Below are 15,109 nucleotides of genomic sequence, written 5' to 3'. Positions count from 1 at the left end.
ATATAGTGCACAAATATGATCCAATAACGTGCAAGAAATAACGAATTATGCTGTTCTGTTAATTTTAACTTAGCTTTGAAATTGTTATTTATATCATGTATTCGACTAAACACCCTCAAACTTAGATCAGGGGAATATGTTGCAATATAGGTAAATAAGTAAAATTATATGTTTCTGAAATAACTTTGATTTTGATTCATTTCTCTACACGAAAACCAAAATTGGAATTTAAAACTAAAATCCGAATATTATTTGGAATTATTGCCAACTTGCATTTTTACCGACAGAAATAAAAATTTTTACTATTTTCATACTCGTCACGACTATAGAGGTAACAAATCAAAATAAATTTACTTTTATCTGCATTGTTGTCACGAATTTTGCAGTGGTAATCACTACAAACCCAAAGATATCCAAAATCATGGGAGTGAGTCGTGTTGAATCGACAAGCAAAATACGCAGCCCATTACCATAGATTGACTATAAAATTGGAGTGTACGAGCGCATCAGCAACGAAGTAACTTCAAAGATAACGGATATAAACTTAATTACGTAAACACGGAGTATTCAAATGGAACTGAAAAAACCTTATCTACTTTTTCTTGGTGACGCAGCAGATCCACTAGCAGCAAAGGTCGCTCAAGGCATTAAAACCTGGCACCCAGAATATTGCGTAGGTCAATATCGCTTACCAACCTGTAATGCTGACTGTGGACTTGAAGATTTATCGATTCAAGAAGCCGTTAAAGCAGGCGCACAAACTTTAGTGATTGGCGTTGCAAACCGTGGCGGCGTTATCTCTGAAGAGTGGATTAGTATTCTTATTGAAGCACTTGAAGCTGGCTTAGATATCGCATCAGGTCTACACAACAAGTTAAGTGACATTGCTGTGCTTGTGTCTACAGCAGAGAAACATAACCGTTCACTTTTCGATGTTCGTTATCCAACTCAAAGCTATCCAGTCGCAAACGGCAAAAACCGCCAAGGCAAACGTCTACTAACCGTTGGTACCGATTGCTCATGCGGTAAAATGTACACCTCTCTTGCCATCGAAAAAGAGATGAAAGAACAAGGTTTAAATGCTGATTTCCGCGCTACAGGTCAAACCGGTATCCTAATCGTTGGTGACGGAGTGAGTGTTGATTGTGTAGTAGCCGACTTCATTGCTGGTGCCATTGAGACTATTTCACCTGAAAACAGTGCCGATCACTGGGATGTTATCGAAGGACAAGGTTCACTTTTCCATCCTTCATTTGCCGGTGTCACTACTGGATTAATACATGGTGCACAACCAGATGCATTAGTTTTATGCCATGAACCAACTCGAACTCACATGCGTGGGTTACCGGATTACTCAGTGCCTGAGATTAAAACTTGCATGGAAGCTAATCTAGCCACTGCTCGACTGACTAATCCAAACGTTAAGTTTGTGGGTATTTCAGTCAACACCTCTCAACTTGAAGAAGATGCAGCACTTGAATTTATGGCTAAAGTAGAATCAGAATTTGATATTCCAGTGGTTGATCCATTCCGTCAGGGTGTTAGCCGAATAGTGAGTGCGCTCGAGGAGGTTTAATGCAAATCAGCTTTAAAGTTAAAAGTTGGCCAATTAGAGGAAGCTTTACCATATCTAGGGGAAGCAAAACTCAAGTTGACGTTATCCAAGTTACGATTGTTGATAATGGCGTCGTGGGACGAGGAGAATGTGTTCCATATGCACGTTACAACGAATCAATTGACAGCACGTTAACGGAACTTGAAAACGTTCTTCCAACTCTAAAACAAGGCATTAGCCGTTCAGCACTTCAGTCATTACTGCCTTCTGGAGCCGCAAGAAATGCAGTTGATTGCGCTTTATGGGATTTAGAATGTAAGCAGAACAGCCAAAGTATATGGGAGAGAACAGGCGCAACATCTTCTCCTGAGCGCTTGGTTACTGCTTTTACATTATCTTTAGATACACCTGAGAAAATGAAACAGGTAGCAATCGACAATGCTTTTCGCCCTTTATTAAAGTTGAAACTCGGTGGTGGAGAAGATTTGGCTCGAGTGGCAGCGGTTCGCGAAGGTTCTCCTAATGCAACCATCATCCTAGATGCCAATGAAGCGTGGACGCCAGAACTTTACCAACAACTGATACCAGAATTGGTTAAATTAGATGTTGCAATGATAGAGCAGCCTTTTGCTGCTGGAGAAGACCAAGCGTTAGAATCACTACCAAGACCTATTCCGATTTGTGCAGATGAATCATGCCATGACAGAGCAAGTCTTGAACAGATCATTGGTCGCTACGATATGATCAACATCAAAATCGACAAAACGGGTGGACTAACTGAGGCACTAGCCCTCAAGCAGCAGGCTCAAGAAGCAGGGTTACAGGTGATGGTCGGCTGTATGCTTTCAAGTTCATTAAGCATGGCTCCAGCCTTTGTTGTAGCACAAGGTGTTGACATTGTTGATCTCGATGGGCCACTACTGTTGAGTGAAGACATTGAGCATGGTTTCACATTTGAAGATAGTTTCATGCTACCGTTTTCAACAGAACTCTGGGGTTAATGGGATCCAGAATAAATAGATTAGGAAAAAATTATGCAACGTACGGTTTACTTAAATGGTGAATATTTACCTGAATCTGAAGCGAAAGTGTCTATTTTCGACCGAGGTTTTTTATTCGCTGACGCTATTTATGAAGTGACAGCAGTTGTCGATGGCAAACTATTAGACAACGATGGACACGTGGCTAGATTAGCTCGTTCATGCAATGAACTAGATATGAAGAACCCACTGACTGCCGATGAACTGGTCAATATTCAAAAAGAGCTTATTCGTCTTAATGATGTGCAAGAAGGCGGCATTTATCTTCAAGTTACGCGCGGCTCTACTGGCGATCGTGATTTCGGTTATCCAGAAGATGCAGAGCCAACGGTTGTTCTATTTTCACAAGCACGTTCGGTAGTTGATTCTCCTAAAGTCAAAAAAGGCATTAAAGTCATTTCAATACCAGATATTCGCTGGAGACGTCGCGACGTTAAAACAACATCACTTCTCGCTGCCTGTATGGGAAAACAAGCTGCAAAATTACAAGGTTGCGATGATGTTTGGTTAATCGAAGACGGTTTTGTTACTGAGGGCGGATCAAGCAATGCCTATATTGTGACGCAAGACAATACTATCGTAACTCGGCCATTAAGTAATGATATTCTACATGGTATTACTCGAGCGTCGCTCATGAAAATGGCATCCAAAGCAAACCTAGTGATCGAAGAAAGATTGTTCACCATTGAAGAAGCTTATGCAGCGAAAGAAGCCTTTATTAGTTCTGCTTCTACCTTTGTTTGGCCTGTTGTGGAAATTGATCACAAACCGATTGGCGATGGAACACCGGGTCCTGTCGCGTTACAGTTGAGAGAAATTTACCTCGAACTAGCGAGAGCATCAGCTTGCTAAATGGTGATTAGCATAAAGATTTATTAATCACATGTTAATGCCAAGTAAATGAAATTTTACAACACATTGTATTGCAGGAGCCTTCTAGGCTCCTTTTTTAATGTCGTTAAACTGACTCATAGCAAATTTTTTGCCTAGTACTCTTTTCTGATTCGCCAAACTCAGTATACTGTGCGGTCATTTGGCATCTATTACATTAAAACTAGCCAAATTGAATATTTTTTAGACAGAGAATTATTCCAAGGAGAGAAAATGGAAATGTTAGAAAGTTTTTTCGGGGTCATTGGTGATCTCACATGGGGGTGGTCATTAGTGCCCTTCTTGGTTATTTTTGGGTTGTTTTTTACCATAGTAACTGACTTTGTGCAGTTTCGATTTTTCGGACGTATGTTCAAAGTACTATTAACTAAAAACCAAACTGCAAGCAAAGACAAAATTTCTGGTCGTGAAGCACTTTTATTGTCTGTAGGTGGTCGTGTTGGTGGCGGTAACATCGCTGGTGTAGCCGTGGCAATTACCCTTGGTGGCCCCGGTGCCGTATTTTGGATGTGGGCAATAGCATTAGTAGGCATGGCAACCAGTCTAGTTGAATGTTCTCTAGCTCAACTATACAAGCGTAAAGAAGGTAACGAGTTCCGTGGTGGTCCCGCTCGCACAATTATTCATGGCTTAGGCGAAGACTACCGTTGGTTAGCCTATGTTTTAGCGGTTTGCCTTATCGCTTCGTTTGCTTTCGGATTTAACGCATTCCAAGGCAACACTGTAGCAGGTGCGGTACAGGATAGCTTAGGTATTGATCGCATGTACACGGGCGTTTTCTTGGCTATCGTCGTTGGCTTTATTATCTACGGTGGTATTAAGCGTATTGCCAAAGCCGCTGACTTAGTTGTTCCTGTTATGGCGATTGCTTATGTTGCTATGGCCTTGGTTGTTATTATTACTAACATTACTGAGATTCCAGCAATTATCGTTAATATCGTATCCAATGCATTTGGTATTGAAGAAGCGGTTGGTGGTGGTATGGGAGCCGCTTTAGCGCAAGGGCTACGCCGTGGCTTATTTTCTAACGAAGCCGGTCTTGGTTCAGCTCCTAACGTAGCCGCAACCGCTGACGTAACCCACCCTGTAAGCCAAGGTATCACTCAATCTTTATCAGTATTTATTGATACTATTGTGGTTTGTAGCTGTACCGCTTTTGTTATTTTACTTGGTGACGTTTACGTACCAGGTGCTGAAGGAATTGATGGCGTTGTTCTGACTCAACAATCTTTAGTTTCTCACTTCGGTGCATGGACGCAATATTATCTGACTTTTGCTATTTTATTGTTCTCTTTTAGTTCAGTTATTTATAACTACTATTTAGGTGAAAACGCACTAACATTTATGACGAAGAAGCCAATGGCGGTACATATATTACGTTTACTGGTTATTGCTATCGTATTTGTTGGTGCTGTTGCACCGGGCGCAACAGCGGTATTCTTCTTCTCAGATCCATTAATGGGTGTGTTGGCTATCGTAAACTTACTTGCTCTAATCATGTTGTTCCCGACTGCAACACGCTTAATTAAAGATTATAGAAAGCAACTTAAAGCTGGTATTGAACATCCGGTACTTGACCCTAGCGAGTACACCGATTTAGATATCGATACCACTGCATGGGTAAAGAAAAACTAAGCCATTAGTATAGAAAATTATTTGCACATCAATATATTAAAGCCAGATCATTGATATAATGACTGGCTTTTTATTCTATTTGAGTTGAGTAAACATTTCTCGGAGTTACAGCCAGCGATTCTAGCAAAAATGAGCAAGTACAAATTGAAATGAGAGATGTGAAGGTTAGAACAAAAAATTTACATACCGCTTTATTCTTTACATTGATAAGTTACTCTATCAATGCACAATTCCTTACGAATTCAAGAAATACAATCCTTGGCACGTGCAATTAAACTCATCTAAAGCAAACCATGTTTTTTCAACTTCATCTCGCAGGTAGAGTTTACCATCCGCGTATTTGAATTCGTGGGTTTTGTAATCATGGTCGGTATAAGACAATCGAATATCATTTGGATAAGCGCTGATGATTGATACTTTGCTGGCATCTGCATTAGTCACATCAATAAATTTATCAAACGCCTCTTTTATTTGATAACGCATTATTCCTTCCTCCCAAACATGATATTTGACGATATAAATGGCCGTATTTTACCAAAACCACTCTTTAAACCGCGTTATATACATTGTAATCCAAATGCCTAAACAAAAACATCAGTTACAAATCAATAAATGCAAACATTTATTTCAATATCTAGTTGTACTTATTGCAAAGAAGTAACAAGATATGCTCAATTTCTTAATCCTTTCGACGGCACAATACATGTCACTACGTAATGCACTTCAGCTTCTGTTACTCGCCTCTTTGTGGGGTGGCTCATTCTTGTTTATGAAAATCGCGGCAAATTCACTCGGACCAGCAGTATTGATTGAAGCACGCGTATTATCCGCTGCGTTATTTTTATTGATTGTATCTATTTTCATAAAGCGTAAATTATTGTTATTGGAGCATAAAAAACACTTTTTTATCTTAGGGCTTTTTAATACCGCTCTGCCCTTTTTATTTTTCGCTTATGCCGCGCAAACACTTAACGCATCTACCTTATCAATATTAAACTCCACCTCGGCAATTTGGGGTGCCGTGATTAGCGTATTTTGGACCAAAACAGCATTAACTAAAAAATCTATACTGGGGCTTATACTAGGTGTTATTGGTGTGATCGTATTGGTAGGCTGGAATAGCGAACAGTTAGGAATGGATTCGACGCTACCAATTATTGCCGCTATTTCAGCGTCAGCTTGCTATGGGATAGCTAGTAACTACTCGCGGACGGTTCGGCAAATCACCTCATTTGACAACGCGCATGGCAGTATGTGGGCAGCGGTAATAATTGTTTTGCCGCTGGTATTTTTTATCCCTATGCGTGAAACACCAACATTAGACATCAGTTTATCTGTTGCGGCTCTCGGAGTTTTGTGTACTGGCGTTGCTTATTTGCTTTATTTTAACTTGGTTGCCAATATAGGTGCGGCGTCTGCGCTTTCTGTTACCTTTCTAATTCCCGCTTTTGGTCTATTCTGGGGATATGTAGTCTTGGATGAGCAAGTTGGATGGAATACGCTATTTGGCACTATTTTAGTCCTCTCAGGTACCACTCTCGTAACTGGTTTCTCATTTAGTGCCTTAATAAATAATCGAAAGGCTAGACAATCTTAGCGGCTAGGCGCGCTATGATTCGACATATATTTTTTTAACACATTGCATTGGTACGATTGATGAAAAGACCCTCTAAATTATTATTTTGCACCAGCTTAATACTTACTGTTGCGATCGGACTAGTGGCTTGCTCCTCTCTAAAGAATAACCTTTCTGCAGATAGCGATAATGTTATCGGCTTTATTACAACAAAAACATTGCCCGAGGCGAGTGGATTAGCAGCATCGAGCCTTAATCCCAATACACTCTGGAGTCACAATGATAGTGGCAACACGCCCTCTTTAATTGCTTTTGATCAACATGGACAATTTCAAACTCAAATTCATATTAGCGGCGTTGAAAATAACGACTGGGAAGATTTAGCGACATTTGAATATAAAGGGCAGCACTATTTACTCATTGCCGACACTGGTGACAACTACGCAAACAGAGATGTGTACCAACTTCATATTATCCGTGAACCCAAAATTACCGAACAAACCACCTTAACGGTTAGTCCGGAATGGACGATTCGTTATAATTATCCAGATGGCGCACACGATTGTGAATCCGTCGCAGTCGATCAAATTAATGAAAAAATACTATTACTTTCTAAAAGAGATGAGCAACCAATTTTATTTGAACTGCCTTTGACCAATAACGTTTCATTATCCAATCAAGCTTTAACCACTAACCACGTTTCAAAACTCGATCCAGATTCTTCAATATACCTGCAAACTGATAACCAAATAGCTAAGCAAGTTGCACTGCTTGATCCATTCCCTAATTCTAGTAATCCAGAATTCAGCCTGATTGATTTATTTGGTTACTCAACGATGCCAACCGCAATGGATATCTCAAAGAATGGCCAGTTTGTCGCAGTGCTCACCTATAACAGTGCCTTTGTATATCACACTCATCAATCAACGAACTGGGCAGAAATAATGCTGTCTACACCAACTCAAATTGAATTTTCTCCACTTAAACAAGCCGAATCAATTGCATTTAGCTCAGACAGCCAACATATTTATATTACCTCAGAAAAACTTCCTGCTCCTATTTTGAAGATAGCAACTCCTAAATAATTAATTAAGATATTATCTATAATGAATATTGAACATTTAAAACTGTTTATTAGAATCGCTGCTAGCAACAATATAAGCCAAGCAGGACAAGAGCTTGGTTTATCGCCTGCTGTAGCGAGTGCACATGTCAATAAGTTAGAAGAAAGTTTGGGAGTAAGGTTAATTCACAGAACCACTCGGAAAGTCTCTCTAACCGAAGAAGGCATTGATTTTCTCCCTCATGCAGAAGAAGTACTCGCAACAGTTGATGCAGCCAGAGCATCGGTAGGGGCAGGTAAGCTTTTACCTCAAGGTACGCTACGAATTACCGCTCCGGCTTCTTTTGGGCGAATGCATCTTTTACCTGCTCTGAGAGAGTTTTTGCTTGCTCACCCCACCCTTTCTATTGACTTACGTTTGTCTGACGCGATTGTCGATCTAGTTGAGGGTGGTTTTGATGTTGCATTAAGAAACGCGGAGCTGAAAGATTCAAGTTTGATCGCAAAAAAGATAGCATCCGATAACCGAATAATTTGTGCTTCGCCAGACTATCTAGCAAATTTTGGCGAACCTAAGACTCCGCAAGATTTACTTCAACATCAATGCATCAATTTAAGAGGCTTAGATCACTGGTTATTTAAAACGCCAACAGGTGAAATCAACATAAAAACCAAAGGCCATTTCCGAACAGATCATGGTGAGGCAGTTCGAGATGCTTGCGTACAAGGGATAGGAGTCGCAATGAATGCTAAATGGAGTGTTTATAAGCATTTACAAAGTGGTGAACTCATTCAAATATTAAAAGATTACCCTTTAATCTCACACTCGGCTATTTGGGCGGTTTATCCAAGTTCTCGATTACTTGCGCCAAAAGTGCGAGCCTTTATTGATTACTTCGCCGATTATTATGGTGATCCACCATACTGGAATACTACGGTATAACAACTAACCAAACCTAAATCAGAGGGAATCGCAATAATAATATTCAGCGAATCCCCCTTTCAATTATGTAAAACTGTCTAGACCGATTATTTATCTTGGCATTGCACTTTCAAGTTCTTCTTTAGTCAAAACACCATCTACGTTGCTATCTGCTCGCTCGAAAAGCTCATCGGCTGACAGAGGTTTAGGCCCGTGATCTCTATCTCCCTTAGGCTTTGGCGCGCAAGCACTAATGCTAAATGTTAAAACCGCTAATATTCCGACAGAATAAATTTGTGTAAGTGTACGTCTCATGATCCATTCTCACGTTATTTAACCAAGCTTTACTATTGATTATAAACATGCAGAAAATAAGGAGAAATAATGAAAATAGTTAAACTATTCATATAAAAGCAAGAGAAACAGATTAGCATCAACACAAATTTTGTAATTAAATTACAAAATAACAACATTTTCACTATTTAAAAATAGATATTGATCACACTTTAGCTTTAGTTTATCGTATACATACTAAATTAAGTAATTTAATTACAAAGAGGTTTACTTATGTTATCTGTAATCAAAAATCTATTTATCTCCCAAAAAGACTATGCTGGCCGTAATGTTGACGCGGTTATAATGCGACTTGCAGCACGCACAGGCACTGATACTTTCGCTTGGTCGTATCTTACAGAATTAGCTGTGTACGAAAATACAGTCAACGGAATGCGTATCTATCCACACGAACTTGCTAAACATGCTGCTTAAAAGCAGCCATGTTTAGTCTTGGACTAAATGTAACCCGTGTGGTAACGCGTCACCAAATGCGCGCTTAGATTCAGTTTCGTCCATCTGTTTGACTTGCTGAACTAATTCTAACCACGCCTTGGGGGAACGACTTTTATGTAGTTTCTCGATAACTTTTGTTCTGATGTCATCCGAGATATCAAATAAACGATCACCGGTTTTTCGACACATCATAACGGCAGAGAAGGCAATAATCGGTTCTTTAATCCAATTTTGCTCTAACAGAGTCGGTAACCAATGCTCAACTTGCTCTCTAGGCAGCACGGAATGCTGGCTACCATACATAAGTTGACGAGCAGCCAGTCGACCCAACGCCCACCAATGAGCTTGTGCGAATTGAGATTCGTTCACAGCTTTATTCATAAACCACTTAGCCATCAATGTCTTATCTTCAACATCAAGATGCTCTAAAGAGGCGGCTAAACGCACCATTGCTTCATAACTTTTTTCTTGGGCTTCTTTTGCTACTTTCGGATTACGTAATGATCCCGGGTGCAAATATTTGACAATATCAGTCGCAATAGTCTCTTGTTGCTGCTTATTTAAGCCACCTGCAATACGTCGCCAAAATACCCACCAATCACTCCAACCCTGGTGGTTTTGATATTGAATGCCTTGCGGATAAAGACCCCAAACCTGTTCAATACGCCATGTATCTGTTGGATCACCAAAACCCGGTCGTAACGCATAGCCAGATAGCCGAAGCCAGTTACGTTCATGCTGCTCCGACCGTCGTCTACGTTTTCTACCTTTGGCAAAGGCATCGAATAGTTGCCTAGAGATAGAAAAATCCCACTCAGCTCGTTTACCTAACTTATGTTCTAGTTGCTTAACCAGCATTTTTATTGCTTTGGGATCAGCACTTTTTTTATTGCCACTGTAAATTACGGAAATCAGATCTAATGCAGATTGAAGATTTGGTGATAGACTGTCTGGCTCTTGTTCAGATGCTTGTTGCTTTCTTACTTCGAACTCTACTGCCCAGCGTTGTTGGTCATTTTCTATGCTCACGCATTCCAACTGTAATGTACCTACTTCTGTTAACTTGCAGGCAAGTTGAACCTCTACTCGCTGTTTTTGGTTAGCATGTAATTCTGTGTTGTTTTTCTGTGTTTCGGTACTGTCTAATGTGGTGATATAAGGCGGTAAAGGAGTGAAAATATCGGTATTGACTGCATAAATAGCGCCGTTGGTTGGCGGTTTATTGTCCGTTAATACATTGTGAATCGAGGTTAGTAAATTAAATCGTACTGGCTCATCAAGAGTAAGAGAAAACCTACGCCCTGACAGGCGAATTTCCTGCCCTTCTTCGATACCTTTTGCCAATAGACACAAAGCATTACCGAAACCTTTTTTCTCCGCTAAATGAAGAAAGTAAGAACGAGCCGAACCGCCACCAATTTTTAACTGCGCACCTCGGCGAGCTTTAGCAAAAGCAACCGCACCCAATGCAACCGCGAGATCTGGATGCGGATTATCTAGCACGGTGACAGGCGCACCACGCCATTGAGTCAAAATATCAGTCAGTTTATCGGTTACTAATTCACTGTTAAACACACCACCATTAAGCAGTAAACCAGCAGGAACAATGGGTTGTTCGGCTTTTAGGTCATGAACAGAACCGTCATTCTGTTTCGAATTATCAACTTGCCAACCTAAAGCATTTTTTGCTACCGATTGGTGTTGAGTGATAAATTCAGCAATATGCTTGGTAACCGCAGGATCAGCCACGTAAGGCAGACCAAACTCAATAACCGCGCTGCGTCTTTTGTCTGGTAAATCAGTAAGACTACTACTAGGAAAAAATCCCTCAAGCACAATTTGATGGACTTCTTGTTTAGATAAATCGACACTTTTTGTCCCACCAATCAAACGCGAGCCACTACCTAACATGGTGATTTTTACCTGCTGTTGATCATTTCGACTCAACAGACTTTCTTTCGCTTTACGAGTTTGCTGAATAAGTTTAGACAGACTTGAGGCATTGAGCTTTTTTTGATTACTAAATCTTTGCTCCGCGAGATGAGCCAATGCAAGATCGAGATTATCTCCCCCCAACATCAAGTGCTCACCAACGCCAATACGATTTAACGCAAGTTCACTGTTATTAAACTTAGCTTCAATTAAGCTTAAATCGGTGGTTCCGCCACCAACATCACAAACCAGAATTAAAGGTATTTCTTGTAACTCTGTGTTAGCAGAATCAGCATGGCGAGCGTACCAGTCATAACAAACCGCTTGTGGCTCTTCTAATAGAACCACATTGGTCAAGCCGGCTAACTTAGCCGCTTTTACGGTGAGTTTACGCGCACTTTCATCAAACGATGCTGGTACAGTTATCACAACTTCTTGGTTTTCCAACACATTAATTGGATTATGATAATTCCATGCTTGCTTAACATGGTTAAGATAACTGGCGGTCGCCACTAGAGGAGAAACTTTATCAACATCTTGACTGGCAACCCAAGGCAAAATATCAGACTCTCGATCAACACTTTGATGAGACAGCCAACTTTTTGCGCTTGAAACCTGACGTCCTTCAACTTTAGCGCCTAGTTCTCTAGCCCACTCGCCGATAATAGCAAAGTCAACATCGCCTTCAACTCGTTGATTTTCCCACGGTAATATCATGTCGCTCTGCGACACTTGACCTTGAGCAGGATGAAAACGAAATGAAGGCAATAACGGTTTACGGCTCACTTCACCCGGTGCGATTAATTGATCTATTTCGAATATCGAAATTGGCGAATCTTTAAGCTGCTGAGTAATTTCACAGTACGCGACAACAATATTAGTGGTACCTAAATCTATACCGACCAAATAACGCGGAGTAGCCATGACACTTCCTTTTTAAACCGATTTTATTGAGCAAAATCGTGTTTTGCTCATGGTACTAAACCTACCGCTCGTTAATTTTCTCGAACATCAAATTCAACATGCCATTTCTGACCGTTGTCAGTAGCAATCGCTTCGAGATAAAGCGTCCCTAATTCGCTCACGCGCGAAGCCAAAGTAACGGGAACAATGTCCCCACTGTTTCGTCCATCAGTGGCTTGCAATGTAACTTGTATTTCTGGTAATTCTTCCAGTTCATCAGGTTGCCAAAAATCCAAATGCGTTCCGGCTTGATCTTCACGCCGAGTCGTTGAGCCATAAAATTGAAACTGGACCGGTTGACCGATAATCAAACCAAACTCTTTGTTTTCAACTTGGCAATGAGAGCCCTCTTCCATTCCAAATGGCGCAACACAAATCGCTTCCATTGGCGCAGGGAAACCTGGTATAGCCGGCATTGCGCTCTCAATCCCTACGTAATAGCTGCTGGCAATACCGCCGCGAATACGCACGCCGTCACCTTGCCTAACCGCACCGTAATAACAAGCACCACTAGCCACTGCCAGGTCTAGATCTAAACCGGTTAACTTTTTCGCTACAGGATTATTTGCTTGTTCAGGGGTATTTGCTTGTTCAGGACTGTTCGTGTGTGCAGGACCGTTCGCTTTTTCAGAACTGGCCGCTTGTGCAAGCCAGGAATTAATCGTGTCAGTAAGACGCGTTTCTAGTAAGCTCGATTTCAGTACTCCACCATTAAATAAAATAGCAGTTGGTTTGATAAATTCTAAGGCTTGAGGCTGACCAAACATTCCTGCGAACACATCCTGTGTTGCGTTATTTTGTTTGCACAAAAACGCCGCAATATGACGCGTTATGGCTGCATCTTGTGCATAGGGTAAACCTATTTGCGTTAAAGCACTACGCGCTTTCTCTATTGGGTGTTGATCTATCGTCACTTGAGGAAAAAAACCTTCCACTAACGTCTGTTCAACTTCTTGTTTAGTCAATTCTGTTTTCAGTGTGGTACCTAACAGTTTGGATCCGCGACTTGGAATAACAATCGGCACTGATTGCACATCAGAATCTTCCAATAAGATCTCTTTTGCGTCTCGACACGCTTGCGTTATGGCCTGAATTTGCCATGGTTGCATCTCTTTACCCTGTTGAGACATCTTCATTTTGATACGATAAGCAAGCGCAAGATCCATGTTGTCGCCGCCGAGCAAAATATGCTCACCAACCGCCACTCTATTTAGATTGAGATTCCCTTCTTCTTCAGTCACAGCAACTAAAGATAAATCGGTTGTTCCGCCTCCAATATCGACCACTAATACTACATCACCAACTTCTACTTCATTTCGCCATTGGTCTTCATTGTTGTTGATCCAACTGTATAGAGCAGCTTGTGGCTCTTCTAATAATGTAAGATGCTTTAAACCAATATTTCTCGCGGCTTCCGCGGTTAAATCTCGAGCAGCAGGATCAAAAGAGGCCGGAACCGTAATCGTTATCTCTTGGTTTTCAAGTAAATGTTGCGGATGGCTATGATTCCAAGCACTTTTTAAATGGTCTAGATACGTTTTGGTCGCCGTAAGAGGCGAAACTTTGGCAACTTCTTCAGGACTACCTTGAGGAAGAAATGCGCTGCGGCGATCTACGCCAGCATGGCATAGCCAAGACTTTGCACTCGCGACAAGTCTGATCGGTGTTTTTGCACCTAAGTTGCGAGCAACGGCACCGACTAAAGCATTTGGTTCAGTGGTCCAAGGCAGTACTCTAGAGCCTTCACCCATTTCATAGTCAGAGGCTTGATACAAAAATGAACCCAGTTGAGAGAGTTCTTTTACCTGACCCGGACCAACGAGCTGAGGTACTTTAAAGGTTTTGACCACGGAATTTTCCGCGTCAATTTCCGCATAAGATAGAACGCAATGGGTGGTACCTAAATCAATACCAATGCTGTATTTTGTCTCATTATTCGCAGAACAAATGTTTTCCATTAAAGCTCAACCTCAGCTGGTGCAATAACCGAAGCATCATAGTTTTCTGATAATTTTGGCAAGGTTATTTTATCAGCCTTCCAACCGCGATGAATCAAAGTACCACTGAATGGAGCATTGCCTGTTACGTTACCAATCAAACGAACTAATTGAGGGTTGAAACCTTCTTCAATCGTCACTCGAGACTCTTCTTCTTGCTCTTTAATAGGCGATAAAGAAACGTATTCTGACAGCACTTTCTGACCACCTGCATGGATAACTCGTGCAGCCGCGCCCACTTCATCATCAGAGAATCCGCCTAAATCTTCTTTTAGAAAGTCGACCAATCTCGCTTCTTGTTGCATAATCGCCAACAACTGCATTGCCGAGTCGGTAGTTGCGGTCTTTAATTTGGATTCAACTTCAACCACTTTCTCTACGACTTTTTCAACCTCAACCACTTTTTCTACTTCAACAATCTTCTCTACTGGTTTTTCCACTTCAACAATTTTTTCTACTGGCACTTCAACCGTTTTCTCAATGACTTTAGATTTACGTGCAACAGCAATAATCAGTAGTAAAAGCGATGACGCCGCAAGGCCACCATGAAGCATATCAAAAGTAGTAGGGATCAAATTTAAGTCAAAAATCATTTTACGCTCTCTTCAAATGGAGTTTCTAAGGGTGCTTTACACATTGTCGTACAGCAACCTGTAAAGTATCAACAAATAATTGGGCGTATTGTCCCATAATTCAAGATTGTTTGGGTGACAAAATTTGTCTGCTTAGTCGATTCTTGCGACTAT

At 41.0% G+C, this 15,109-nt stretch carries 13 protein-coding genes; 8 read left to right on the top strand and 5 right to left on the bottom strand.

All coding sequences use genetic code 11. The features are described 5' to 3' along the window. The first annotated feature begins 571 nt into the window (after window positions 1-571). The 4 genes from dgcN to R3X26_RS05060 all read left to right on the top strand — a co-directional run bounded on the left by dgcN (window position 572) and on the right by R3X26_RS05060 (window position 5,121). Entirely contained in the window at window positions 572-1,576 is a 1,005-nt protein-coding gene (gene dgcN, locus R3X26_RS05075; protein ID WP_317716124.1) for an N-acetyltransferase DgcN, read from the top strand. Then, a complete protein-coding gene (dgcA, locus tag R3X26_RS05070; protein ID WP_317716123.1) occupies window positions 1,576-2,556 on the top strand; it encodes an N-acetyl-D-Glu racemase DgcA in 981 nt (326 codons plus the stop codon). Before dgcN ends, dgcA begins: the two co-directional genes overlap by 1 nt. Window positions 2,557-2,589: 33 nt before the next feature. After that, complete coding sequence (locus R3X26_RS05065; protein WP_317716122.1) at window positions 2,590-3,447, top strand: D-amino-acid transaminase; 858 nt, start codon at window positions 2,590-2,592, stop codon at window positions 3,445-3,447. A gap of 252 nt (window positions 3,448-3,699) precedes the next feature. After that, on the top strand, window positions 3,700-5,121 hold the full coding sequence (locus tag R3X26_RS05060) for an alanine/glycine:cation symporter family protein (RefSeq protein WP_317716121.1): 1,422 nt from the start codon (window positions 3,700-3,702) through the stop codon (window positions 5,119-5,121). Window positions 5,122-5,355: 234 nt separating this feature from the next. Here the strand turns inward: R3X26_RS05060 and R3X26_RS05055 are convergent, their stop codons facing one another. Next, window positions 5,356-5,604 (bottom strand): hypothetical protein, encoded by a 249-nt coding sequence (locus tag R3X26_RS05055; RefSeq protein ID WP_317716120.1) that lies wholly within the window; start codon window positions 5,602-5,604, stop codon window positions 5,356-5,358. 220 nt (window positions 5,605-5,824) lie between these two features. Between R3X26_RS05055 and R3X26_RS05050 the strand changes: the two genes are divergently transcribed. From R3X26_RS05050 to R3X26_RS05040, 3 genes are read left to right on the top strand one after another with little or no spacing between them, the layout of a single operon-like run. Further along, complete coding sequence (locus R3X26_RS05050; RefSeq protein ID WP_317716119.1) at window positions 5,825-6,718, top strand: DMT family transporter; 894 nt, start codon at window positions 5,825-5,827, stop codon at window positions 6,716-6,718. A 59-nt stretch (window positions 6,719-6,777) separates the two neighbouring features. Next, window positions 6,778-7,782, top strand: a complete 1,005-nt coding sequence (locus R3X26_RS05045) for a hypothetical protein (RefSeq protein WP_317716118.1) — start codon at window positions 6,778-6,780, stop codon at window positions 7,780-7,782. A gap of 21 nt (window positions 7,783-7,803) precedes the next feature. After that, window positions 7,804-8,703 carry a LysR family transcriptional regulator gene (locus tag R3X26_RS05040; protein WP_317716117.1) on the top strand — a complete coding sequence of 300 codons (900 nt, stop codon included), beginning with the start codon at window positions 7,804-7,806 and terminating at the stop codon, window positions 8,701-8,703. Window positions 8,704-8,793: 90 nt separating this feature from the next. Here R3X26_RS05040 and R3X26_RS05035 read toward each other — a convergent pair whose 3' ends face one another. Then, window positions 8,794-8,997, bottom strand: coding sequence for an EF-hand domain-containing protein (locus R3X26_RS05035; RefSeq protein WP_317716116.1), 204 nt, complete (start codon window positions 8,995-8,997; stop codon window positions 8,794-8,796). 252 nt (window positions 8,998-9,249) lie between these two features. Between R3X26_RS05035 and R3X26_RS05030 the strand changes: the two genes are divergently transcribed. Further along, window positions 9,250-9,450: a hypothetical protein gene (locus R3X26_RS05030; RefSeq protein WP_317716115.1), complete on the top strand. Its 201-nt coding sequence runs from the start codon at window positions 9,250-9,252 to the stop codon at window positions 9,448-9,450. 12 nt (window positions 9,451-9,462) lie between these two features. On the opposite strand, the gene R3X26_RS05025 is transcribed toward R3X26_RS05030, so the two are convergent. The 3 genes from R3X26_RS05025 to R3X26_RS05015 all read right to left on the bottom strand — a co-directional run bounded on the left by R3X26_RS05025 (window position 9,463) and on the right by R3X26_RS05015 (window position 14,956). Further along, window positions 9,463-12,327, bottom strand: coding sequence for an Hsp70 family protein (locus R3X26_RS05025; protein ID WP_317716114.1), 2,865 nt, complete (start codon window positions 12,325-12,327; stop codon window positions 9,463-9,465). 71 nt (window positions 12,328-12,398) lie between these two features. Continuing rightward, complete coding sequence (locus R3X26_RS05020) at window positions 12,399-14,324, bottom strand: Hsp70 family protein (protein WP_317716113.1); 1,926 nt, start codon at window positions 14,322-14,324, stop codon at window positions 12,399-12,401. Further along, window positions 14,324-14,956 (bottom strand): DUF2760 domain-containing protein, encoded by a 633-nt coding sequence (locus tag R3X26_RS05015; protein ID WP_317716112.1) that lies wholly within the window; start codon window positions 14,954-14,956, stop codon window positions 14,324-14,326. Before R3X26_RS05015 ends, R3X26_RS05020 begins: the two co-directional genes overlap by 1 nt. Window positions 14,957-15,109: the final 153 nt, after the last annotated feature.

This window comes from Vibrio sp. TH_r3 (genome assembly GCF_033101115.1).
GTDB lineage: Bacteria > Pseudomonadota > Gammaproteobacteria > Enterobacterales > Vibrionaceae > Vibrio.
The sequence above is the reverse complement of the archived record's forward strand: the minus strand, read 5'-3'. Positions and strand labels throughout refer to the sequence as shown.